24 protein-coding genes and 1 other annotated feature are annotated in these 23497 nt (G+C 35.2%); of the genes, 21 read left to right on the forward strand and 3 right to left on the reverse strand.

Annotated elements, in window-relative coordinates; all coding sequences use genetic code 11:
* Positions 1-204: 204 nt before the first annotated feature.
* The 3 genes from HLK68_RS11305 to HLK68_RS11315 form a co-directional block, all read right to left on the reverse strand.
* Complete coding sequence (locus HLK68_RS11305) at positions 205-864, reverse strand: helix-turn-helix transcriptional regulator (RefSeq protein WP_006785764.1); 660 nt, start codon at positions 862-864, stop codon at positions 205-207.
* 26 nt (positions 865-890) lie between these two features.
* Positions 891-2078: a M20 metallopeptidase family protein gene (locus HLK68_RS11310; protein WP_006785765.1), complete on the reverse strand. Its 1188-nt coding sequence runs from the start codon at positions 2076-2078 to the stop codon at positions 891-893.
* Positions 2079-2236: 158 nt separating this feature from the next.
* The gene (locus tag HLK68_RS11315) at positions 2237-3334 is read right to left on the reverse strand and encodes an SLC13 family permease (protein ID WP_006785766.1); all 1098 of its coding nucleotides are present in this window, start codon (positions 3332-3334) and stop codon (positions 2237-2239) included.
* A 327-nt stretch (positions 3335-3661) separates the two neighbouring features.
* On the opposite strand from HLK68_RS11315, the gene HLK68_RS11320 reads away from it, so the two are divergent.
* From HLK68_RS11320 to pfkB, 21 genes are all read left to right on the forward strand, one after another.
* A complete protein-coding gene (locus HLK68_RS11320) occupies positions 3662-3964 on the forward strand; it encodes a hypothetical protein (RefSeq protein ID WP_006785767.1) in 303 nt (100 codons plus the stop codon).
* A gap of 90 nt (positions 3965-4054) precedes the next feature.
* Entirely contained in the window at positions 4055-4627 is a 573-nt protein-coding gene (locus HLK68_RS11325) for a hypothetical protein (RefSeq protein WP_132942788.1), read from the forward strand.
* A gap of 123 nt (positions 4628-4750) precedes the next feature.
* Positions 4751-4951 (forward strand): hypothetical protein, encoded by a 201-nt coding sequence (locus HLK68_RS11330; RefSeq protein WP_132942789.1) that lies wholly within the window; start codon positions 4751-4753, stop codon positions 4949-4951.
* Between the two features lie 427 nt (positions 4952-5378).
* Positions 5379-5747: a DUF2935 domain-containing protein gene (locus HLK68_RS11335; RefSeq protein WP_055163978.1), complete on the forward strand. Its 369-nt coding sequence runs from the start codon at positions 5379-5381 to the stop codon at positions 5745-5747.
* Positions 5748-5820: 73 nt separating this feature from the next.
* Positions 5821-6953, forward strand: a protein-coding gene (locus HLK68_RS11340) for an IS3 family transposase (RefSeq protein ID WP_170837677.1) whose coding sequence is annotated in 2 segments (ribosomal slippage) — positions 5821-6082 and positions 6082-6953 — 1134 coding nt in all. Because the reading frame shifts where the segments join, the coding sequence is not laid out codon by codon here.
* Positions 6954-7742: 789 nt separating this feature from the next.
* Positions 7743-9839, forward strand: a complete 2097-nt coding sequence (locus tag HLK68_RS11345) for an efflux RND transporter permease subunit (RefSeq protein ID WP_129821348.1) — start codon at positions 7743-7745, stop codon at positions 9837-9839.
* A complete protein-coding gene (locus HLK68_RS11350) occupies positions 9820-11946 on the forward strand; it encodes a hypothetical protein (protein ID WP_132942967.1) in 2127 nt (708 codons plus the stop codon). The genes HLK68_RS11345 and HLK68_RS11350 overlap by 20 nt, the downstream gene beginning before the upstream one ends.
* Positions 11947-12026: 80 nt before the next feature.
* Positions 12027-12728 carry a response regulator transcription factor gene (locus HLK68_RS11355; protein ID WP_132942966.1) on the forward strand — a complete coding sequence of 234 codons (702 nt, stop codon included), beginning with the start codon at positions 12027-12029 and terminating at the stop codon, positions 12726-12728.
* Positions 12725-14011, forward strand: coding sequence for a sensor histidine kinase (locus HLK68_RS11360; RefSeq protein WP_006785493.1), 1287 nt, complete (start codon positions 12725-12727; stop codon positions 14009-14011). The genes HLK68_RS11355 and HLK68_RS11360 overlap by 4 nt, the downstream gene beginning before the upstream one ends.
* 58 nt (positions 14012-14069) lie before the next feature.
* Positions 14070-14930, forward strand: coding sequence for an EamA family transporter (locus HLK68_RS11365; protein ID WP_132942965.1), 861 nt, complete (start codon positions 14070-14072; stop codon positions 14928-14930).
* Between the two features lie 202 nt (positions 14931-15132).
* Positions 15133-15444, forward strand: coding sequence for a hypothetical protein (locus HLK68_RS11370; RefSeq protein ID WP_006785495.1), 312 nt, complete (start codon positions 15133-15135; stop codon positions 15442-15444).
* A gap of 85 nt (positions 15445-15529) precedes the next feature.
* Positions 15530-16483, forward strand: coding sequence for a N(4)-(beta-N-acetylglucosaminyl)-L-asparaginase (locus tag HLK68_RS11375; protein ID WP_230311921.1), 954 nt, complete (start codon positions 15530-15532; stop codon positions 16481-16483).
* 69 nt (positions 16484-16552) lie between these two features.
* The gene (locus HLK68_RS11380; RefSeq protein WP_202979832.1) at positions 16553-17050 is read left to right on the forward strand and encodes a hypothetical protein; all 498 of its coding nucleotides are present in this window, start codon (positions 16553-16555) and stop codon (positions 17048-17050) included.
* Between the two features lie 361 nt (positions 17051-17411).
* Complete coding sequence (locus HLK68_RS11385; protein WP_040764128.1) at positions 17412-17696, forward strand: LD-carboxypeptidase; 285 nt, start codon at positions 17412-17414, stop codon at positions 17694-17696.
* Positions 17697-17827: 131 nt separating this feature from the next.
* On the forward strand, positions 17828-18019 hold the full coding sequence (locus HLK68_RS11390) for a hypothetical protein (RefSeq protein ID WP_132942963.1): 192 nt from the start codon (positions 17828-17830) through the stop codon (positions 18017-18019).
* A gap of 302 nt (positions 18020-18321) precedes the next feature.
* Positions 18322-18600, forward strand: coding sequence for a hypothetical protein (locus tag HLK68_RS11395; RefSeq protein WP_009607548.1), 279 nt, complete (start codon positions 18322-18324; stop codon positions 18598-18600).
* Between the two features lie 124 nt (positions 18601-18724).
* A complete protein-coding gene (locus HLK68_RS11400) occupies positions 18725-18979 on the forward strand; it encodes a hypothetical protein (RefSeq protein WP_132942962.1) in 255 nt (84 codons plus the stop codon).
* 395 nt (positions 18980-19374) lie between these two features.
* Positions 19375-19596: a binding site (T-box leader), on the forward strand.
* Positions 19597-19722: 126 nt separating this feature from the next.
* The gene (gene proS, locus HLK68_RS11405) at positions 19723-21153 is read left to right on the forward strand and encodes a proline--tRNA ligase (protein WP_009607576.1); all 1431 of its coding nucleotides are present in this window, start codon (positions 19723-19725) and stop codon (positions 21151-21153) included.
* 160 nt (positions 21154-21313) lie between these two features.
* On the forward strand, positions 21314-21502 hold the full coding sequence (locus HLK68_RS11410; RefSeq protein ID WP_006785502.1) for a DUF4177 domain-containing protein: 189 nt from the start codon (positions 21314-21316) through the stop codon (positions 21500-21502).
* Positions 21503-21822: 320 nt separating this feature from the next.
* Positions 21823-22569, forward strand: coding sequence for a DeoR/GlpR family DNA-binding transcription regulator (locus HLK68_RS11415; protein WP_132942961.1), 747 nt, complete (start codon positions 21823-21825; stop codon positions 22567-22569).
* Entirely contained in the window at positions 22566-23486 is a 921-nt protein-coding gene (gene pfkB / locus HLK68_RS11420) for a 1-phosphofructokinase (protein WP_006785504.1), read from the forward strand. Before HLK68_RS11415 ends, pfkB begins: the two co-directional genes overlap by 4 nt.
* Positions 23487-23497 lie beyond the last annotated feature (11 nt).

The following is a 23497-nucleotide window of genomic DNA, read 5'->3' on the forward strand; positions in this document are numbered from 1 at the left end:
AGTGACTTAAAACAACATCCTATCTAGTCAATTTAGGCTAGATAAGGTGTAAAGGGATATGCAAAGAAAGGGTTAAAAAATGTGATGGTTTGAGTTGTGAATTTTCGACATTTCATGGAAGAAATGTTAGAGAAAAAGCAGTCAATTTTTCATTAAATAAAGCAAAAGCACCTCGTTAATCTCCATGAGGTGCTTTTGCTTTATTTAGTTGTTAAATGAAATATCCGGTTTTTCTTGTTGAGCTTGATAGGGAATCATAGATTGATTGAAAGGCTTATTTAAAACATCGACCTTGACAATTTGAGTGATTGGAATTAGCATATAGTCTTCATGATAACAATATAAGCAAATTCCAACCGGCTTTAAGACATAAGAGATAGGGATGACGGTTAGGCGTTTTTGTCTTATTTCCAAATCTATATAAGAGTTGGTTTGGATGGCATGGTCAAGTTGTTGATAAAGCTCACCTTTTCGATCAAAGGGATTATCATCTAAATCAATGACGAAATAATGATTTAAGTGATTTAAGATTTGTGAACATCGCTTAGGTTCCATCAATTGATACTTATCAATTAAAAAGGAATGACTAATGTTTTGACTGAACTGCTGTCCGATGTATAACGACGTAATTAATGACTCGTAGTCACTTTGTTTTAAAACTTGCTTCGCAATGATATAATTCTGATCGATTTCAATGCCACCATTTTTTCCTCGGGTGGATATAATCGGAATACCAAGAACACATAATTTGTCAATATCACGTTGAATCGTCTTCGTTGAAACATCGAAAGTCTCCGCTAATTCTTTAATGGTTACTTTTGAGTGGCATTTTAATAAATAAAAGACGAGTTCTAATAATCTCATTTTGTTACCTTTCTGATTGATTTTGATTATTTAGCGTGATTTTTTAGCCACATGATAGCACAATAGGTATGCATCGCGGCTCCAGTCGCTAAGATGTCTTCATTAAACACGACTTTTTCATTATGCATCGGTTCTCCATATGAAGGATCTTCTTGTTTTGTTCCAGCACCAAGCATCATATAAACACTTGGAACTTCGTATGAATAAGAGGCGAAATCCTCCGATCCCATACCGCCACCTTCAAATAAGACTACAGCTTGTTCACCAACTAAGTCTTTGACATAAGTCGTGACTTCTTTTGCTAAGTCTGTATCATTGGCTAATGGTGGAACTGAAGATAATTCAATAAGTTCTGCTTCTCCTCTAAACATTTTAGCAGTTGAGGTCACAATTTCGTTCATACGGTTAAAAATGAATTCACCGAGTTCTTTATTCAAACTTCTAATCGTTCCTTCCATGATCACTTCTCCTGGAATGATATTAGGAGCGTCTCCACCGGCAAATTTTCCGATGGTTAGAACAGCAGGTTGTGTTGGTGATACTTCACGAGCAATAATTTCTTGCAAAGAAATGTAAATATGAGCTGCAATATTAATCGGATCGACTCCAAGTTCAGGCATGGCTCCATGGCATCCTGTTCCTTTAACTACAATTCTAAAGCGATTGCATCCTGCAATACTTGTTCCAAGCCCACATAAGACAACGTTTGAAGGAGAACCTGAGTGAACATGCATCGCCATGGCGGCATCAACCTTTGGATTTTCAAGGACTCCCGCTTCAAGCATTTTTTTAGCTCCTGTAAATCCTTCCTCATCTGGTTGGAACACTAGTTTAATTGTTCCTTCGATTTGATTTTGATTTTGTTTAAGTAATTTAGCAGCTCCAAGTAACATTGCGGTGTGCATATCATGTCCACAAGAATGCATGCATCCATTTGTCGATTTAAAATCGCAACTTGTTTCTTCTTTCATAGGAAGTGCATCCATATCTGCTCGTAATAAGAAGGTTTTTCCTGGATTTGGTCCTGAAATTGTGGCAACAATTCCGCTCTCACAAATCTCTGTCGGTTCGTAACCAAACTCCATCAGTTTATTCATGACAAACGCTTTTGTTTTTGGAAGTTCGGCACCTACTTCAGGATTTTCATGAATAAATCGTCTATATTCTATCAGTTCATCTTTTATTAATTGTGCTTGATTCATAAATTCATTCATTTAAGATTCCTCCAAGTTAGTTTATGTTTTATGTAAACAAATCATATCAAAAAAATAGGACATATAGGGTCCAATTCAAAATTATTTTTACCAATTTTTAAAAAAATATAAAAAAGATTAATTAAAAAAATAAATTAATCTTTTCATTTAATATAGAATTATAAGGATATTAAGAATAATAGGGTCAGGATGAAGAGTAGAGACACATTATATAACGTAAATACTTTTAAATATTTTGCCGTTTGATTCGGATAGGTTTGAGCAAATAATTTATATGAAATGACGCTAGCTAGTGAGGCAATTAGGGTTCCAAGTCCACCGATATTGACTCCGATGAGGAGTGATTTTGCATAAGGTGTGAAAGTTGAGAGTAAGATAGCGGCCGGTACATTACTAATGATTTGTGAGGAAAGAATCCCTGCCAAATAAGTTTTTGGCTCAGTTTGAAGCATTGCTTGCATCCAGTGTGTTAATGCAGGAATAGAAGAGATATTCCCGATAAAAACAAAGAAAGCAATAAAGGTTATGAGTAGTGCGTAATCTACCTTTTTGAATAGGGAACGGTCTGAAATTAGGACGAATAAAAGAGTCAAAATGAACGTCCATTCTACTTTTATGAGATGAAACACGGACATTAAAATGATGCCAAGTAAAAAAGAATAGGCTAATACCTTTTTAGGTTGTTCGATGTTTGTGCAAGATAATTCAGCTTGCAGAGGTTCTTTTTTATCCCTTAACACAATAACAAGTAGTAAGGCAAAGGACATAAGCCCGAGTGGAAAGGTTATTTTTAAAAATTCACTCGGTGATAAATGGTAATAAGAATATAAGTATAAGTTTTGTGGGTTTCCAATCGGGGTGAGGCTACTTCCGAGGTTTGCGGCGAGCGTTAATAAAACGATGAGTTTAATCGCGTCGAGGTGTGTTGATTTGACTAAGATGAGCGCTAACGGCACAAAGGTAATTAAGGCAACATCATTTGTAATGATCATGGCCATGAAGAAGGTTAATAACATTAATCCAAGGGTCAGTTGTTTCGTATTTTGACAACGACTTAAGATGAGTGTTGAAATTTTGTCTAAGACATTGAGTTTTTTAAAAGCAGCGACGACAATCATCAAGTTAAAAAGTAACATTAAAACATTAAAATCGATATGTGAGGTGTGTAAACCTGTAAAAAAAGAGGATAGTAGTGCTAAACAGGAAGCAATCACGAGTACGATTTCTTTTTTAATCCAATTCTTTAGTGTATTCAAAATTATTCCCTCCAAATTCTTTCAAACCTTAATTATACCATAATTAGCATTAACTGTTATAAGGCAATAGGTCTTAGATTTTCATTTTGTAACAGATAAATAAATTTTCAAGGAAAAATCCTTACGGTCGGATCAGTTACGGATGAAAAAAGTTTTTTTAAGGTCACGCTAAAAGGATTGAAAAGACACAAGGAAAAGTTAAGTCAGACTTCTTAGATAAGAGGATTTTAAGTGCTACAACTATCTTAAATTAATTTAACCATTGACGATATTTTATGATAAACTAAATAAAGTGAACGAATTTACAATGAATACTGGAGTGTAAAAATGACAGCATTAGAGAAAAAACTACAACAGGAAGTCATCAAAAACTGTGAAGTAGCAGAAAAAGAGTATGACTGCAAAATGACAAGATTTCTCCAAACCATTGAACGATTTGGAATTGTGAGAACTGCACAAGAAATTTTAAGAAAAGGCAGAACATCAGACTGTTTTAATCAGTTAGCTGAAGCGGGACGCCTTGATTTAACGATGGAGGCCACAATTATTAAAAGTGAATATTCTGAGTTATTCACGGATGAAGAAGTTAATGATTGTTATGCTTTATTATGTGAAAGGGGATATTACTAAACATTGTCCTCATCAAAACAAAAAACCATTATCGATATGAAGATAATGGTTTTTTGTTTTGTTATTATTTAATAAATAGGATACTAAATAATGATGGATAATAGTTTAGGAAGTCATAAAATGTATCGTAAAAAAATCATCTTATTTTTTTTACTAATCTCCGTATCGAGTATGTTCTGTTTTCCTAATTTGAAGATAAGTCCATCGGCTCAAAAAGTTGAGGAACAGCAATTAAAAATGGCAACGATTACCTTTAATCAAGAGATGAAAGTGAGTGATCCTAATTATAACAGAGTATCGCTTGAACAAATCAAGGAAATTGCCAATTTAGATTCGGTTCAATCAGTAGAGTATCATTTAGGACTTGAGCTGTATAGTGAGAAGTTGAAACTTCCAAATGAACTCGCGAAAGAAGGAGACAAGGCTTGTTCTACCGTTCCTATCACTCAATTTATTACAAATGGTGTCACTCATACGCAAGTTGCTATCTTAAAGGAAGACATCATGATATTCAAAGAAGGGCGAAGTTTTATTGAGGATGAACTAAAGAAAACGACTTTTGAAAAAGTACCAGTCTTAATTTCAGAAGAGTTCGCAACCCTCAATTATTTAAGATTAGGTTCAGATTTTACATTAGATAACCGTGTTTATGTGATCCATTAAGAAATCTTGAAAAATTAGACTTAGAAAAAGTTTATGCCGAGGAGAATATAATGGCCAGCGAAACATATGAATTTGAAGTGATTGGTATTTTTTTACCAAATAAAAGTAATGAGATTCAAGCAAATGTATGATCAGGAGTCTTGGTGGGCGAACTCCGAAATTGAATACCACGTTTTGTTCCAAAATCAAAAGGCTAGTATGCCATTATTTATTTTAAAAGATTGTGCAGATTGGGAAAAATTTAAGAAAGAAGCGAATCAAATTTTGTTTCCTTACCATCAAATTGAGAGCGTGACGACACGAGAGATTTATAAGTTATTTTGAGGACGAAAGGCATGTAGACTAAAAACGTATCTTAATTCAGAATTGATTTCTGTTACAGATATGTTGTTTCTTTATAAATGGTACAGATGGTGCCCTCATAGCGTCCACATCCTGTCAAGCCGGGGAGGGAGCTTGCGCAATCCGATTAGTAGAAACGGCCATCCCCATTAAGTTATCTAATGTATAATTTGTTTACACAAGGCTGGTTGAATGAGTTTTTTTAAAAATAAGTAACCCTACTTTTACATAATGAAAAAACTCATAATCCATTGATCTAATTTTGAACAAGTCTGTTAAGTTGATCATGACATAGCTTAAGCTTCCTAATTCATTATTGGAATATTAGAAAATCTTATCTCACTAGTAGCATTCCTGAATATTTAAATACATAGAATTGTAGAGACATTACTTTTTTAGGGGGAATATGATGAATGATCAGAGATATGTTACGTTATCACTCGAACTACACTTATATTTTTTAAGAATCATGAAGGAACACTCACTTTTTTTGGAAGCTGGATTCACGCCACAAGACTCCGGACTTGCTTATGAAGCAGAACAGTATAAGTGTGAATTTGAAAAATTATTAGCCTATACCGTGGGTGTTAGTAATGGAATAATAAGACCCAACGTTCTAAATTCTGGCGAACTGATAACTGAATTCACATTCGGGACAGAGGCAAAGACTCAAATGTTTACTGGGATAGAAATAAACAGTAGTATAACTAATATAGAAGCAGGGTTATACAGTGGAACGAATCCTTTGGTTAGCCCTAATTTAGTAAACTATGGATAGGTTACAATTAATTAGACAGTTTTTTTAAGGTCATGTAGAATTATAAATAATATCAATCTAAAGGAGCTTTAACATGACCCAAACTAAAACTCGTAGACCACGCCGTACGTATACAGATGAATTTAAAAACCAATTAGTCCAGCTTTATTTAAATGGGAAACGTAAATGTGATATTGTTCGTGAATACGATATCTCATCGTCTTTACTCGATAAATGGATTAAACAGTCAACTTCTACAGGTTCTTTTAAGGAGAAAGATAACCGCTCAGAAGAAGAACAGGAGTTAATCCAACTTCGTAAAAAAGTTAAGCAATTGGAAATGGAAAATGATATTTTAAAGCAAGCCGCGCTGATCTTAGGACGAAGATAAATGTGATTAAAAACAATACACACAAATATTCAGTTTCAGCGATGTGCAAAGTCCTTAATGTGCCTCGTAGCACTTATTATTATGAGTCTAAACCGAAGAAAGATGAAACTCAACTGGTTACTGATATCATTGAGATTTTTCGTCGAAGCCGAAATAATTACGGGACTCGAAAAATTAAGCAAGAGTTAAAAAAGATGGGACAACAAGTTTCACGTCGTCGTATTAGTCGTATCATGAAACAAGAAGGCCTTGTATCGAATTATACCGTTGCTCAATTTAAGCCGCATACAGCTAAATGTAACGAAGATAACACTGAAAATATCGTGGATCGTAACTTTGATGAACAACCACATTTAAACGTTGTTGTCAGTGATTTAACGTACGTTCGTGTAAAAAATCGCTGGCACTATCTTTGTGTGCTTGTAGACCTGTTTAATCGTGAAATTATCGGTTATAGCTCTGGGCCTAATAAGGATGCAGAATTAGTTAAGAAGGCGTTCAGTACAGTCCAAACTAACCTAAGTCAAATCAAGATTTTCCACACGGATCGAGGTAACGAATTTAAGAATAAAATCATTGATGAGATTTTAGAGGTATTTGAAATTGAACGCTCTTTAAGTATGAAGGGATGTCTCTATGACAACGCTGTTGCAGAAGCGACCTATAAAGTAATCAAAACAGAATTTGTAAACCATCAGATATTTGAAACCCAAGAACAACTAGGTTATGAATTTGCCGACTACGTTAACTGGTATAACAATCATAGGATCCACTCTTCACTGGGATATTTATCCCCAGTTGAATATCGTCAAAATACCCTTAAAAAAGTTGTTTAGTTTAGTGTTGACAATCCAGAGTTTACCATTTATGTTAGATGGAATTATGACAACTCTATCTGGCATTGTGGCTGTCTATAAAAATAGAAAAAAATAATTATTATTTAAATGAGATAACTTTTTTTATGGATAAAATTTAGTCTTATTATAATTGAATTAAATATTATAATGGGCTATGCTGAAGGTGAAGTAATCCTGTCAGATAGATAATCAATAAAAATAGAATTTATGCGGCATGTGGTCTGACTTCAATCAGACTCATGCCGTATTTTGTTTGATTTCATTTATGTTTATAGTAATAAATAGATTTAGCGATAGATACATTAAAACCTGTTTTATAACAAGCTTTAATTAGCCTCACGTATTATTTGATGAAATAGTAAATTCTAGTTGGTTAAAACATCCTATTCAATCCCGCATTTATCTGAGAAAATATAGTTTTTTAAAAGTAGATATTTGAAGAGAAAATAAAAAAAGGTTAATCTCAAGTTAGTAGTCATCGACTATACTCAGATTAATCTTTTTATTTGTATTAAATTTTTTATAACAGTTGAAGTCGTAGGACTGATTCCTCTAGTGGATATGATGGCTGCAAGGCACAGGCGGTGGAGATAGGGCTCTTTGCAAAGAGAACTGATAAAAGTTAAAAGGAGATCTTACACTGTTTTTTGGGAGTGTTTTTTTGTTAAGCGCTTTTTAATTTTTAATATTTCTTAATTTTTTTTAACCGATTCTCTAATTTTTTGTTGTTAAGATAACTCTAGAGACAAAAAGGAGGATAACAGAGTTATGAATGTGATAGCAGATAAAGTCTTGAAACATAAAAAGGCTGTATTATTATGCTTTATTATCTCGGCCATTGTGTGTTTGTTTTTAAAACAACAGGTTGTAGTGAATTATAATTTAGCTGATTATTTGCCTGATAATGCCCCTTCAACGCTTGCGCTTGAAGTGATGGATGATGCTTATACGACAAAAACCCCCAATGTACGTGTTTATATTCCACATGTGAGTGTGGTCGAGGCATTAGCTTATAAAGAAACGTTAGCAAACGTTGAAGGCGTTGAGTCAATTGAATGGTTAGATGATTCTGAAGATGTGACAAAACCTCTAGAAACCCTAGAACCAGAGACGGTAGCTAAGTGGTATGTAGATAACGGGGCTCTTTATTCGTTAACAATTTCTGAAGAAGAGCCGGTGAAAGTGTTAGATGATATTCGTGCCATTATTGGAGATGAAGGAGCAATGACAGGAGAAGCGGTTACAACGGCTGCAGCTCAAGTTTCAACGGGAACTGAAATTCCGATGATTATGGGGTTTGTAATTCCGATGATCTTTGTCGTATTACTCGTGACGACAAGTTCATGGTTTGAGCCCGTTCTCTTTTTAGTGACAATTGGGATTTCGATTGCGTTAAATGCGGGAACCAATATCATCTTTGGGGAAATTTCATTCATTACGAATGCAACAAGTAATATTTTACAATTAGCAGTCTCGATGGATTACGCCATCTTTTTATTGCATCGATTTGCAGAGTTTAGGGATGAGGGAATGTCTGTCCAAGATGCGATGCATCAAGCAATGATTAAAGCGGCATCTTCTATCTTTTCAAGTGGATTGACGACCTTCTTTGGATTTATTGCCTTGACACTTATGAGTTTTAAAGTTGGCCCAGATATGGGAATCGTTTTAGCAAAAGGAATTATTTTCAGTTTATTATCCGTGTTATTTTTCTTACCTGTTCTGGCGATGTATACGTATAAATGGATTGATAAAACACATCACCGTTCCTTTATGCCATCATTTAATAAAATTGCAAAATTGGCAACTCGTGTTCGAACAGGAATCTTAGTGTTAGTTCTTGTATTAGTTGTTCCTTGTTTTTTAGCTCAGCAAAAAACAGACTTTATGTATGGATCTTCAGGTATGAATACACCCGAGTCACAAGTGGGACAGGAAAAGGCTCTGATTAATGAAACATTTGGAGAAGCAAATACCTTTGCATTAATGGTACCAAAAGGGCAATGGGGATTAGAAAAAGAACTGTCAGCTAACCTATCAACCCTTCCTGAAGTAACCTCTGTCTTATCCATCGTTGATGTCGTAGGATCAGAGATTCCTTTAGACTATTTACCAGAAGATGAGGCATCTAAATTAATTTCAGAAGATTATAGTCGCTTTATCATTACAGCAGCGGTAGATGAAGAATCGGAACAAACCTTTGAATTTGTGGCGAAGCTACGCGAGATTGCACATGAGTATTATGACGATGATTATTACCTAGCAGGTGGATCTGTTAGTACATACGATATCAAAGAGACGGTAACTAATGATAACTTATGGGTCAATCTGTTAGCGATTGGTGCCATTGGGGTTGTGTTACTCGTGACATTTAAATCACTATCTTTACCTGTCTTGTTATTATTGACAATCGAAGCGTCGATTTGGATTAATTTATCGGTTCCTTATTATAGTGGAACAAGTTTAAATTACATTGGCTATTTGGTCATTAATTCGGTTCAACTAGGGGCTACAGTGGACTATGCCATTTTATTTGCTGAAAGTTACCTACATCATCGACAATCTGTTTCTAAATATGAAGCGGCAACGCGTGCCATTACGGAAACAGCACCATCAATTTTAACATCAGGTGGAATTTTATGTATTGCAGGAGCAAATATTGGAATTATTTCAACAAATGTTGTGATTAGTCAATTAGGGGTGTTAATTGGACGTGGAGGATTTATTTCAGTTATTTTAGTGTTATTATTCTTACCAGCTTTACTGGTCTTATGCGATCCAATCATTGAAAAAACAACCTTAAAGACAAAGTTTTATCGTGAACAAAAGAGTGGAGGAGTTAAACATGAAATCATCAATGCCTAAAATAGTATCAATGGTGAGTGCGAGTGCACTTATTATGAGTTCAACTCAAATTGGGGTATTGGCAAGTGTAAATATTCCAAAAGAAGAAGTCGTTTATATTAATTTAAACCAGAGCGGTAATGTTGAAAATATCTATGTCGTGAATGTATTTAATTCAGAAAGTAGAGGTCGTATCGTCGATTACGGACCTTATACCAGTGTTAGTAATTTAACGACAACAGCTCCCATTACGTTAGCACAAGATAAAATTACGATTGATGATGTGAATGGACGTTTTTATTATCAAGGAGATTTGGAAACGACAGACATTCCTTGGTTATTGAACATTAGTTATTATTTAAATGGTAAAAAAGTAGATGCTAATGAACTTGCAGGGGCAAATGGAGAAATCACAGTGAAATTAAGTGTGAAAGAAAATACAAAAGTCGATTCAGTTTTCTTTGAAAATTTTGCTCTTCAAACCACGATTGCATTTGATTCAACTTATACAACGCTTGTTAAGTCTGAGGGAGCAACCGTTGCCAATGTAGGAAGTAAAAAACAATTAGTCTATACCATGATGGCTGGAAATGAAAAAGAAATTGAGTTTACAGTGAATTCAACAGACTTTAGTATGGATGGCATTCAAATTAATGGGATTCCATTAAATTTGAATATTGATAATCCAGACACAAGTGAGTTTACCGATCGTTTACTTGAACTTCAAGATGGAGTGGTAAAACTTGACGACGGTGCAACAGAACTGAAAGACGGAAGCTTTGATTTAAAAGATGGCACAGCAACATTAAAAGATGGGGTGAATACGTTAAAAGATGGTGCGACGTCTTTAAGTAAGGGAATGAATGAATTAGCGGCTGGAAGTTCTAGTCTTTACTCAGGGATTCAAACGTTAAAGGATGGGACTTCAAGACTACAAAATGGATCTTTAGAATTAGCGACTGGGCTTGATACCTTGGTGAGTCAAAATTCTATGTTAACAGAAGGATCTCAAGCTGTGGTGAATGGAATTCATCAATTACAAGAAGGAGCAGGAGCTTTATTAAGTGGAGTCGATCAATTCATTTTAGAGAGTGGGCAGATGGGAAATAGTCTATCACAGCTTCAAAATGGATCAGAATCATTTAAAGGAGGACTTAATGATTTAGCAAGTAGTAGTCAGTCACTTGTCAATAGCTCAAATGAAATTGCAGCAGGGATTTCTCAAAGCGCAGGGGCTTTACAACAACTTGCCGCATCATCACAATCAGAAGAAATGCAGGGATTACTAGCCGCGCTTAGTAGTAGTCAAGACACAAATGTTCAGGCACTAGTTTATGCTTATCAACAACAAGCAGGAATAATTGGCCAAATTTCTGCTGGAATGGACGGATTAAATGCCAATTATGGTGCATTTAATGAAGGGGTGAATCAAGTTGTTGGTGGAATTGGTTCTTTAAATGCGAATTATGATAGCATTCATTCTGGGATTGTAACATTAGTCTCTGGTGTATCAGGAATGCTCTCTTCAACAGGACCAATGGCGACACTTCGCGAAGGAGTGCAGACATTAAATAATGGAGTCGCACAGTTAGCCACAGAGTACCAGATACTTCATCAAGGAATTTTAGCCTATACTGATGGTGTGTCACAAGTAGGCGAAGGGGCTAAATCATTGGTAACAGGAGTGAATGGGTTAGCAAGTGGAACAACTAGTTTATCAGATGGAGCCAATACCTTAAAAGATGGCGTGAATCAACTACAAAGTGGAACAACAGAGCTTCAAAATGGAACGACTGAACTGTATAATGGAACGGTAAGTCTTGCTGATGGAGTGAACCAACTAGTCGATGGAACAATTGAACTTTCAGATGGAACAGGACAAATGAGAGAAGAAACAACTGGAATTGATCAAGAAGTCAGTGATAAAGTGGATGAAATGATTTCAGATATAATAGGTGGCGACTTTGAAATGAAATCTTTTGTGTCTGATAAAAATACGGAGGTTGAATCCGTTCAGTTTGTGATGAAAACAAATGCAATCGCAAAAGATATAACCGTTGAAGTCCCTGTTGTCGAAGAAACTTCTCTTAATTTTTGGCAAAAACTTTTACACTTATTTGGATTTTAATCATTAAGAACATGTATAATAGGAAAGAGAAGCAATGATTGGCTTCTCTCTCTTTATATTGAAGGGAAGGAGAATTGAACATGGATCGTATTTTAATTGTGGATGATGATCAAGCCATTGCATATTTAATTGCGGATGCTCTTGAAGATGAAGGATTTGAAATAATCATTTGTCATGATGGGAACGAAGCGTTAGAAAAGATAGAAGAATCATGTGAGATTTCACTCATGATTTTAGATATTATGATGCCAAAGATGGATGGGCTTGAATTATGTCGCCGGGTACGTGATCAATTGAAAGCGCCTATTATCTTTGTCAGTGCAAAAAGCAGAACGCTTGATACCTTACTGGGGCTTGAAATGGGAGCAGACGATTATATCTGCAAACCTTTTGTTGTAGAGGAATTAGTTGCACGAGTCAAAGCACATTTAAGAAGAGAAAAACGACATCAAATGAATGCCATTGAATCCTTACAAGATGTTTTGCAGTTTGATCGTTTCAAATTATATCTAAATCGATATGAAGTCTTTAAAGACGAGGTTAATATTGATTTATCTCCTCGTGAGTTTCAATTATTTCAGTACTTCGTTGAAAATAGTGGCCGTGTGTTAAGTCGTGAACAAATTTTTGATGCGATATGGGGCGAAAATTATGGTGATATTGGAACAGTAGCGGTTAATATCAAAAATCTACGTCAAAAGTTAGACCCAGATAATCAGTATATTAAAACCATTTGGGGAGTCGGGTATAAACTAGTTAAACCTGAAGGAGAAGGACGATGAGTTTACGACAAAAAGGAGCCATCGTCATTTTTTTAATCTTTATTTTAAACTTTGGGACCCTTGTTTGGTATTATAATTTTTATTTATCCGATCAAGTATTAGTAGAAATTGAGGAAGCTCAACAAAGTGTGAATGCGACAACTTTTGAAATTTTATCTAAAATCCAAAGCAATCAGTCGATTGACGAGTATGGTTCTAAGTCCTTTCATAACGGTGATTGTTATCAAATTGTGATTGAAAACTTAGAAGGGGAAACGCTATATGAAAATAAACCAACTATCAAGGGGAGTCTGGGTGTCCATGAATCTTCTATTTTTGAATATGAGGGCAGCTATTATTTACTAAAGGTAACAGGAATATTGTCTGTAGAAGATCCATTTGCAATTTCACCAGTTATGACCTTGCTTGATTTTGAACAATTTAATATTGTGATCAGTATTATCATTTTAACTACTTTACTATACTTATTTATTATCAAGCCAATTGAAGGTTTAAAACTAGATATGGATCAATATCAAAAGGGGATAAAGCCACGAAAAACAAATCGATGTGACGAAGTTGGAAAGCTTAAAAACCGATTTGTACATCTGGCAAATGAACTTGAAGATCAAAAGCTCCAACAAAGCCGTATTATAGCCTCAATTTCACACGATATTAAAACACCGCTTACTTCAATCATGGGGTATGCAGAACGATTGAACAAAGGAAATTTAAGTGCAGAACGAATGAAACGATATACGGAGACCATCTATGACAAGTCAATGGTGATTAAGGAGCTTATTGATGAGTTTGATCATTACTTAAATTATAATTTGGGAAGTTCACTCCATAAAAAGAAGATGAGTGTAAAGCAATTAGAGGAACATTTACGTCAAGATTATGAGTTAGAACTAAGTGAAATTGGCGTTGAGTTTAAGGTTGAAAATATGTGTCAGGATGAGGTTCTTGAGATTGATTATGGAAAAATCCGACGTGTATTTGGAAATATTATCGACAATAGCATCAAGCATATGAAGGAATCAACCATCAAGCGGATACAGATTAAGATTCAATCACAGGCAAAGGGGGTTTTGATTTCGATTGCTGATACAGGATGTGGGGTAAAAGAGACAGAATTGGAGCAGATTTTCAAGCCACTTTATACGTCAGATCAAAGTCGGAAGGTAGCAGGGCTTGGTTTATCTATTTGTCAAAGCATTATCGGTGCTCATGGAGGACGAATTTGGGCCACAAATGGAAGGGAAAGTGGACTGGTGATTCATTTTACGCTAAATAAGTCCTAAATCCTCTTAAAATCAGTTGACTGTTATGTGATACAATGATTTGAAAGGGGGAGTGTTAATGTGGATATTATATGCGATAGGATCAGCCTTTTTTGCCGGTGTAACGTCCATTTTAGCTAAAATTGGAATACAACAAACAGATTCTAATGTGGCGACAGCTATAAGGACTGTGATTGTTCTAGTGTTTTCTTGGTTTATGGTCTTTATCGTGGGCTCTTTTCAAACGATATCAGAGATTAGTCTAAAAACGTTACTATTTTTAATTTTATCGGGATTAGCAACTGGTGGATCATGGCTTTGTTATTTTAAAGCATTGCAACTGGGGGATGTCAATAAAGTGACGCCAATTGATAAATCAAGTACAGTTTTAACGATGATTTTAGCATTCATTTTCTTAGGAGAAAGGTTAAGTATAACGAAGCTTCTAGGAATGATTGGAATCGGTGTTGGAACCTATTTAATGATTATGAAAAAGGAAGATATCCAAAAAGAGGTTAGTAATCGTCGTTGGATGTTTTATGCCATTTTATCGGCTATTTTGGCTAGTTTAACTGCAATCTTAGGAAAGGTTGGAATTATCGGTGTTGAATCAAATTTAGGAACCGCAATTCGAACCATTGTCGTGCTAATCATGGCATGGATTATCGTCTTCGTAACCCATAAACAACATGAGGTGAAGCATATTGATTCAAAAAGTTGGTTCTTTATTGTACTGTCTGGGATAACAACTGGCTTATCGTGGCTTTGTTATTACAAAGCACTGCAAGAAGGAGACGCAAGTCTCGTCGTTCCAATCGATAAATTAAGTATTCTGGTAACCATCGGATTTTCTTATATGTTTTTAAAGGAAAAGTTAACGAAAAAATCTGCAAGTGGGTTAGTCATCATGGTGGGTGGCACCTTCATTTTACTCATATAAAAAGGTGATCAAGGATTGGTATAAAAATAAATCCTCGTCTGATCCACACATAGCTACTTGAAAGTTAATAATAGAAAAGTTCCTGTTTGTGGGCAACGCCAATGCTAAATCTATTGTTATTTTATAGATTTCAATTTGTTGTGGACGTAAGATTGTTGTATAATAATCTTACATCTTGAATGAAGCGAAGTGAGGCCAAAATATGAAGACGCGTTATTATACTAATTTTGAATTTTATTATGATGAAGATACAATGGATCTACCACAATCCGTGCTAGAAAGTGAACAGTTGTCACCTGCAGCTAAAAATATTTATATTTTCTTTGTTTATTTGATTACGGAACAGGTCGAAGATATTTTAGGAACGTTACAAAATTTAGAAGAAGCCAAGCATGACTTAGAGCCAGGATTAGCCGAATTATTGGCTTGTGGGTTAATTATTAAAGAAGTTCAAAAAAATGAGGCGGGAGAAGAGGAGTTACATTATATTGTGACGAAAGAATTCCAAGCATAAAAAGGGTATTTCTAGGTAGAAATACCCTTTTTTCTATGTATATAGGAACATGAAATAAATCATGAATATGATGGGAGGGTGTGAAATGATGAGATGGGGAATCATTGCAACGTGGTATTTTTCAAAAGAGGGAGTTCGGTTGGCGGCGAATCTTTTAAGTGAGGGAAAAACAGCAGATGAAGCGGTTAAAGTAGCGATTAATGATGTAGAGAATAATCCACGTTATAAATCGGTTGGATATGGGGGATTGCCAAACGAAGAAGGTGTTTGTGAGTTTGACGCAGGGTGGATGAATGGAAATACGTTGAGTTTTGGAGCTGTGGGAGCAGCTCGAGATATAAAAAATGTAATTGATGTAGTGAAGAAGTTATCGGATGAAGAGGTAAATGTTTTTTTAGTTGCAAATGGAGCAGAAAAATATGCGCATGTTGAAGGCTTTGAAAAGCGAAATATGTTAACGAAAAAAGCTAAAGATGAATTTTTAGCTCGTCAGTTGTTAATGAAAAATGTTGACTTAACACCGTATGATGGACATGACACAGTGAGTATGGTTGGCGTTGATTCTAATCAGACAGTTATTTCAGCAACGTCAACAAGTGGTTTGTTTATGAAAAAAACAGGCCGAGTGGGGGATTCTCCAATTATTGGATCGGGGTATTATGCAGATAGTGAAGTAGGGGGAGCGGCAGCAACAGGACTTGGCGAAGAGATTATGAAAGGATGCTTATCATATGAGGTGGTGAGGTTAATGGAAGAAGGTTGTAGTCCAATGGAAGCATGTGCCCAGGCACTGAAACGCTTTGAAAATAAACTGATGAGAAAGCGTGGGACAGTTAGTTCTATGAGTCTTATGGCAATGAATAGGGAAGGTCAGTGGGGAGTTGCAACAAATGTAGAGTTTACGTTTGTCGTGGCTACCCAGCAACACCCTTTAAAAACATATGTTGATCAAGTTCTAAATCAAAATTTAGTCATTGAAGAAGTAGAAGATGTGTCTAAATGGATGATGCAAGAGGAACATCAATTAGAGGGTGAATGAATTGAAACTAAGAAGTCACCTATCAAAAAAAAAGACATAGACTATTCTAGCAAGATTGGAGGGATAGAAATGGAATACTCTAATATTAGAATTGTTAATGTTGGAGCAGATGATGCACTCGGCTGGACAACGATTAATGAAGGACCGAATAGTATCCAAGTTCCAACAGGAACTCAGGATTCATGGAATGCTCAAAGTCAGCCTTTTAATTCGAATGTATGGCCAGGGCAAGTACTACCACCACCTAATATGCCACCTTATGGACCACCGATGATGGGCCCATCTTATAATCAACCACCAAAACAAAGTGAAGCACCTAAGTCACCACCGCCAAATTTTACGCCACAACAAAGCCAGGCTAAACCATTTGCCATTGATCCGGGTGGTATTGCAAATTGTCTATATCGATATGTCTATATTTGGCCAACAGGTAGCCATGGTCGTGGGTACTGGGTGTATTTCACTTATGTCGGACATAAAAGTATTGCAGGGTTTAGATGGAATGGTCGGTACTGGGTGTATGGTGGAATCGATTTAAGAAGAATTGAATCTTTTCAGTGTTATTGAAAGAAGACATGCTAAAAAAGCATGTCTTTTTTAAATTTCATGGTAATATATAACAAAATAATGAGGGTAGTAAGATGTTAATGAAACCGAAAAAATAAAACAAAGGAGATAAGTGACAACCATTAGTTTATCCTAGGGGGGAGGAGATGAGAATCTTTGTTGGAAGCTTTTTGAGATGAAAGCATCAAAGTGATTTTTAATTGTATCGGTGGTGATAATCTCATCAAATGATTACCGTATATATATAAGTCAAGATAAGTTTTTCACACTTGGAAAACTTTTAACTGGACTATAGTTAGCTCTAAGTATCAAAAAGACTTCAGGACTGAGATTAATTTATAATAGTGAAATACATTTCTGTTTGTATATAGATTTTGAGATCATTAAAAAGAATCCTAAAATTTTGATTGGTCATTCTGATACAACAATTGGTCACTTAATGTGTTTTAAGGCAGGTCTTTCTAGCTTTTATGGACCGAGTTTACTCGCAGAATTTGCAAAAAATGGTGGTATGTTTGAGTATGCGAAGAACTGCGTTCAGAAGATGTTATTTGAAACTGATGTAGGAGGTGAAATCAAGATGTCTTGGAATTTGGGTAGTGAATACCTGCATTGTGACTATGAGTTATGTCATCAACGACGCTAAGTTGTGAAAAACGAAGGATCGAAGTGGTTGCAAGGAGGTGGGGGAATCACAGGACGATTGTTCGGAGCTTGCATTGAAGTGTTTGAGATGGCAAAAGGGATGAGTCTTTGGCCTAAAATTGGAAAGAGGTGATGTTATTTTTTGAGATGTCTGAGAATCAATTGTACCCAAGTGTTATCAAGTATGGGCTTCGAAATGATGGGGCAATGGGGAGTTTGCAACAAGTAAGAGGGATTTTGTTTGGGAAGCCGTACGATGAGAAGGATGAGTATGAGGTGGTCATTTATCAGGTCGTGATTGAGGAGCTTGGCTTACGTGATTGAATGATGGGTTACGATTTGAATTTTGGTCATAACTCATCGATGATGATTTTATCTTATGGCGGATTAGTAGAAATTGATGCCGATTGACAAAAAAAATTACTGTTAGAAGCATCTGTTCGAGTTTAAATTTCGACATTTATAAGAGGTTTTGAGTTTAAAATAGGTTATTTTTTATTTGTGTACGTTTTCACAAGGTTTCATTGAATATTTTTTCACAAAATCATTGTTCATTAATTCACAACATGCTATAATAAGTTCATCAAGGAAAGAAAAAATGAAATGTGCGAAAGGGGTTTTCTAGCATGAGAACTGAGAAAGAATTTATCAACTATATCACTGAGTGTCCAACAAACGTAAAAATTAGAGGGAATCGTCAAAATATCATTTTAACTTGTGAAGAAACAGAAGTAAAATTCCCGGTAGTTGATCATATTTATACACGATTTGTGTGCTCTTTATCACATGCAGAAGTACTATCAACAGGACGTTTAGAAGAATTGAGTGAGCAAGTTTTACAAGCATTAGCAAACGCTGTAACAGGACGCCGTGAATCTAGTTTTGACATTACATTTGAAGCATAAAAATAAAATAAAGGAAGAAGAGCAGATGGAGTTAAGGGCTCTTCTTTTTCTTGTTTATCTCATCATTTTTTTATGAAAAACAGGGGATAATAAATTATAAAAAATGGAAATTTAGAGTGAGTGATTGAAAGAAATTTATGGTTTAGTTGCGGTTGATTTTGTCTGTTTATTTGAGATGTATAAATCATCTGAATCACTGATAAAGAATGATTATTTAACGGCGGAGTCTGTTGAATTCTTATTAAATCATGAGGACATAGTGAAGATTCAAGCGTTATTGTTGAATGGCGTAGCAACAGGTTTAAGAAATGCTAATTTTAAGGTGAAATCAGTGAAAAATGGATTTGGAATTTTTTTTAATATTGACTTTTTCGATTGAAACGTTTGTCATGAATGTTGATTTTTTTATCGAAAGTAAAGCTTATATATATAAGTCCAGATAAGTTTTTCACACTTGGAAAACTTTTAACTGGACTATAGTGACGCCTAAGGATCAAAAAGACTTTAGTACTGAGACTCATTTATAATAGTGAAATACATTTCTGTTTCTATATAGTAATCCATTTAACATCAGTAGAGCAGATTGAAAACAAGGGATTGTGAACTTTTAGATGAGAGTAAAACAGATGAATGTAAAGCTGACTGACCTAAGTAGTCAATATGGCATGAGAGGTATTGTTTTTTGGGTTTAAAATCGATTAAATTTAACAAAAAATATATTTTTTGAAAAAACACTATTGACGAATGTAAAATTATTGGATAAGATTTAGACAAATATTCGCGTTGAAAAGGAATAGTAAAGACTTCCCTTTTTTGTAGAGAGAGAATGGTTGGTGAAAATTCTCAAAAAGGTGTCTTGAACCAGCCTTGGAGCCCTGTACCGAAAACTTGAAGTAGGCTACAGCGATTCATCTCGTTATCGATGAAAAAGATGTGATCATAGTGCCATGGAATATGATCATAATTAGGGTGGTACCGCCGATTTTGGCCCCTTGCAGAGGGAGCAAATCGGTGGTTTTTTTGTATACAGAAATCACTGATGAACCCCTCACACTGTATAGCTCATCATGAAACAAAGGTTATGAGTCAATAGAATGTAAACTGTGTAGGGAGGAAGTTAACATGAGTAAAAAACTTGTTCAAGCCATTACAGCGATTGATGAAGATTTCGCACAGTGGTATACGGATGTTGTTAAAAAAGCTGAATTAGTTGACTATTCGAGTGTGAAAGGATGTATGATTATTCGCCCATATGGTTATGCCATTTGGGAAAATATTCAACAGTATCTAGATCAAAAGTTCAAAGAAACAGGACATGAAAATGTGTACATGCCGATGTTAATTCCAGAATCGCTACTTCAAAAAGAGGCAGATCATGTTGAAGGGTTTGCTCCAGAAGTCGCATGGGTGACACACGGTGGAAATGAAAAATTATCAGAACGATTAGTTGTTCGTCCAACATCTGAAACGTTATTCTGTGATCATTATTCAAAAATTATTCAAAGTTATAATGATTTACCGAAGAAATATAATCAATGGTGTTCTGTTGTTCGTTGGGAGAAGACAACACGTCCATTCTTACGTACAACTGAGTTTTTATGGCAAGAGGGGCATACCGTACATGCTACAGCTGAGGAAGCAGAGGAAGAAACATTACTGATGCTCAATACGTATGCCAAAATGTGTGAAGAATTTTTAGCAATTCCAGTGCTTAAAGGTCAAAAAACAGAAAAAGAAAAATTTGCGGGTGCACAGGCGACGTATACGATTGAAAGTTTAATGCATGATGGAAAGGCTCTTCAAAGTGGAACGTCACATAACTTTGGAACGGGTTTTGCAAAAGCTTTTGATATTAAATACAGTGATAAAAATTCAAAGATGCAATATGCGCATCAAACTTCATGGGGTGTGACGACTCGTTTAATCGGAGCTATTATTATGGTGCATGGGGATAGTAGTGGACTTGTACTACCTCCACGTGTCGCTCCAACACAAGTGATGATTATTCCAATTGCAGCCCATAAAGAGGGGGTTATAGAAAAGGCATGTGAGCTTCAAACACGTCTAGCAAGTGTTGCTCGTGTCAAGTGTGATACATCGGATAAAACACCAGGATGGAAGTTTAGTGAGTATGAGATGAAGGGAATTCCAGTTCGCGTTGAAATCGGACCAAAAGATATTGAAAATAATCAGGCGGTCTTAGTTCGTCGTGATACACGTGAAAAAATCATCGTATCATTAGATGATCTTGAAACAAAAGTGGTGGAATTATTAGAAGACATTCAACAAAGTTTGTTTGCAAAAGCATTAGCTAAACGTGAAGAGATGACCTTTATAGCGACAAACATGGAGGAGTTAAGAAATAATGCAGATAATCACCCAGGATTCACGAAAGCCATGTGGTGTGAAGATCAAGCATGTGAAGATAAAATTAAAGAAGAGGTTGGATTTACGTCACGATGTATGCCGTTTGTTCAAGAGCAGATAAGTGACAGTTGCGTTTGCTGCGGGAAAAAGGCAACGAAACTTGTATACTGGGCAAAAGCTTATTAAGATTTATAAAAAAAACAAGTGGCAAAACGTCATAAATTTAGTTGGTAGGATGTAAGACAAATAAATTCATCAAAAAAATAAAAAAAACATTCCAAAGTAGCATATTTTTTAAAGCTCATACTTATAATGTGATATCAAATCATTAAAGGAGCTTTAGGCGATGAAAAAATTTGAATACCGATTAGAACAAATAGACGTAGATATTAAAAGTGTCCTTAATCAGGAACAAACCAAAACTCAGGAAATATTAAATCAAAAATTAAATGAATTAGGAAAAGAAGGTTGGAGACTTTGCGGTGTGAATGGATCATGGTATTATTTCACTCGTGAAATGACCGCCTATATATAATAAGGAAAAAAAGATGATAGATTGCGGGATCTATCATCTTTTTTTTTGTTAGTCAAAAAGAGAAAATAATTTTGATTGTTTTATGAATGAATTTGAATGAATTTTAACACTTAAAGGTCCAAAATGATAGTTGAAAGCTGTATCATTTTCGGTCGATGAATGATTACGAAAGGTTTTTGAATGAAAATGAATGTTTGTGAAGAAAAATGATTGACTTATGTAATCGTTTTAAATATAATAGGGTTGTAAACAACTTCAATAAAATAAATTCTTAAATAGATTTAGATAAATATGGGTAAGTTAATAACTGAGGTGAAAAAGTGATTACGGAAGAGAGACATCAACTCATTATAACTGAATTAAAACAAAAAGGCTCGGTCAAAGTTTCAGACCTGGTTGAAAGATTTAATATCTCAGAATCAACAATTCGACGAGATTTAGTTTTTCTAGAAAATTTAAATTATTTAAAACGCGTTCATGGTGGGGCAGTTAATGTTAAAAATAAATTTGTTGAAAGTAGTTATAATGAAAAAGCTGCACAAAACAGTCATGAAAAAGACGCCATTGCCAAATACGCTGCCGCGCTTGTTGAAGATGGTGATAGCATTTATATTGACTCTGGAACGACGACGTTTGAGATGATTAAATATTTAGCTGGAAAAAAAATCATGGTCGTCACAAATGGATTATCTAATGTTGAATCATTAATTGAGTATGACATCCCGTGTTTTGTTTTAGGCGGTAAAGTCAAGCGAAATACTAAAGCGGTCGTAGGGTATGAAGCGATTACGACATTAAATCGTTATTGTTTTGATAAATGCTTTATGGGTGCTAATGGGGTTCACTCTATGCATGGATTTACAACACCTGATCCAGAAGAAGCCATGATTAAAGAAAATGCCATTAAGGCTTCAAATGATATCTTCGTTTTAGCAGACGGAAGTAAATTTGGAGAAGTCAGTTTTACGCGTTTTGCAGAATTGAATGATGCAACGATTATTACAAATTTAGAAGACGATTTAAATCGTTATCATGAAAAAACAACAGTGAAGGTAGTGAAACAATGATTTATACAGTTACATTAAATCCGTCCATTGATTATGTCGTGACGATGGATCAGTTAAATGAAGGCTCTGTCAATCGTGTGAGTACTGAAAACTTATATGCGGGTGGAAAAGGAATCAATGTCTCACAAATTTTAAATCAACATGGGGTTGATAATGTTGCCTTAGGATTTATTAGTGGATTTACAGGAGTGTTTATTCAAGAGAGTCTCCATTCAAAAGGAATTAAAACGGATTTTATTCATTTAAAAGAAGGCTTCTCACGTATTAATATGAAAGTGAAAACAATCGTAGATGAAACTGAAATTAATGGAGTTGGGCCTGCGATTTCTAAAGAAGATATTGCCAACTTGTATGCGCAATTCGATGGTTTAACAGCAGAAGATGTTTTAGTGTTAGCAGGAAGTATCCCGGGAACATTGCCTGATAATTTCTATGAAGAAATTATGAAGCATTTGGAAAACAAGGGGGTCAAAATTGTAGTTGATGCCACGAAAAACTTATTGCTCAATGTTTTAAAATATCGTCCCTTCTTAATTAAACCAAATCATCATGAAATTGCGGAAATGTTTAATGTTGAAATTAAAAGTATTGATGAGCTACTGGTTTATGGACGTAAGTTGAAAGAAATGGGTGCTCAAAATGTCTTAATTTCGATGGGTGGAGACGGCGCAGTTTTAATCACAGAAAATGATGATGTGTTTCAAAGTAATGTTCCAAAGGGAACAGTTAAAAACTCTGTTGGAGCAGGAGATTCAATGGTTGCTGGATTTATGGCGGGTTATTTAAACTCTCATAGCTATGAAAAGGCCCTACAATTAGGGGCAGCGAGTGGAAGTGCAACTGCCTTTTCTTCAGATGTCGCAACAAAAGAATATATTGATCAGTTAGTAGATCAAATTACCGTTAAACCATTATAATAGGAGGCTTT

Origin of the sequence: Turicibacter sanguinis (genome assembly GCF_013046825.1) — a bacterium.
GTDB lineage: Bacteria > Bacillota_I > Bacilli_A > MOL361 > Turicibacteraceae > Turicibacter > Turicibacter sanguinis.

Bases quoted from the DNA above. Each gene is read 5' to 3' on its own strand.
- HLK68_RS11305 (WP_006785764.1), bottom strand. From the start codon at position 864: ATGAGATTATTAGAACTCGTCTTTTATTTATTAAAATGCCACTCAAAA.
- HLK68_RS11310 (WP_006785765.1), bottom strand. From the start codon at position 2,078: ATGAATGAATTTATGAATCAAGCACAATTAATAAAAGATGAACTGATA.
- HLK68_RS11320 (WP_006785767.1), top strand. From the start codon at position 3,662: ATGACAGCATTAGAGAAAAAACTACAACAGGAAGTCATCAAAAACTGT.
- HLK68_RS11325 (WP_132942788.1), top strand. From the start codon at position 4,055: ATGATGGATAATAGTTTAGGAAGTCATAAAATGTATCGTAAAAAAATC.
- HLK68_RS11330 (WP_132942789.1), top strand. From the start codon at position 4,751: ATGTATGATCAGGAGTCTTGGTGGGCGAACTCCGAAATTGAATACCAC.
- HLK68_RS11335 (WP_055163978.1), top strand. From the start codon at position 5,379: ATGAATGATCAGAGATATGTTACGTTATCACTCGAACTACACTTATAT.
- HLK68_RS11345 (WP_129821348.1), top strand. From the start codon at position 7,743: ATGAATGTGATAGCAGATAAAGTCTTGAAACATAAAAAGGCTGTATTA.
- HLK68_RS11350 (WP_132942967.1), top strand. From the start codon at position 9,820: ATGAAATCATCAATGCCTAAAATAGTATCAATGGTGAGTGCGAGTGCA.
- HLK68_RS11355 (WP_132942966.1), top strand. From the start codon at position 12,027: ATGGATCGTATTTTAATTGTGGATGATGATCAAGCCATTGCATATTTA.
- HLK68_RS11360 (WP_006785493.1), top strand. From the start codon at position 12,725: ATGAGTTTACGACAAAAAGGAGCCATCGTCATTTTTTTAATCTTTATT.
- HLK68_RS11365 (WP_132942965.1), top strand. From the start codon at position 14,070: ATGTGGATATTATATGCGATAGGATCAGCCTTTTTTGCCGGTGTAACG.
- HLK68_RS11370 (WP_006785495.1), top strand. From the start codon at position 15,133: ATGAAGACGCGTTATTATACTAATTTTGAATTTTATTATGATGAAGAT.
- HLK68_RS11375 (WP_230311921.1), top strand. From the start codon at position 15,530: ATGATGAGATGGGGAATCATTGCAACGTGGTATTTTTCAAAAGAGGGA.
- HLK68_RS11380 (WP_202979832.1), top strand. From the start codon at position 16,553: ATGGAATACTCTAATATTAGAATTGTTAATGTTGGAGCAGATGATGCA.
- HLK68_RS11390 (WP_132942963.1), top strand. From the start codon at position 17,828: ATGTTATTTTTTGAGATGTCTGAGAATCAATTGTACCCAAGTGTTATC.
- HLK68_RS11395 (WP_009607548.1), top strand. From the start codon at position 18,322: ATGAGAACTGAGAAAGAATTTATCAACTATATCACTGAGTGTCCAACA.
- proS (WP_009607576.1), top strand. From the start codon at position 19,723: ATGAGTAAAAAACTTGTTCAAGCCATTACAGCGATTGATGAAGATTTC.
- HLK68_RS11410 (WP_006785502.1), top strand. From the start codon at position 21,314: ATGAAAAAATTTGAATACCGATTAGAACAAATAGACGTAGATATTAAA.
- pfkB (WP_006785504.1), top strand. From the start codon at position 22,566: ATGATTTATACAGTTACATTAAATCCGTCCATTGATTATGTCGTGACG.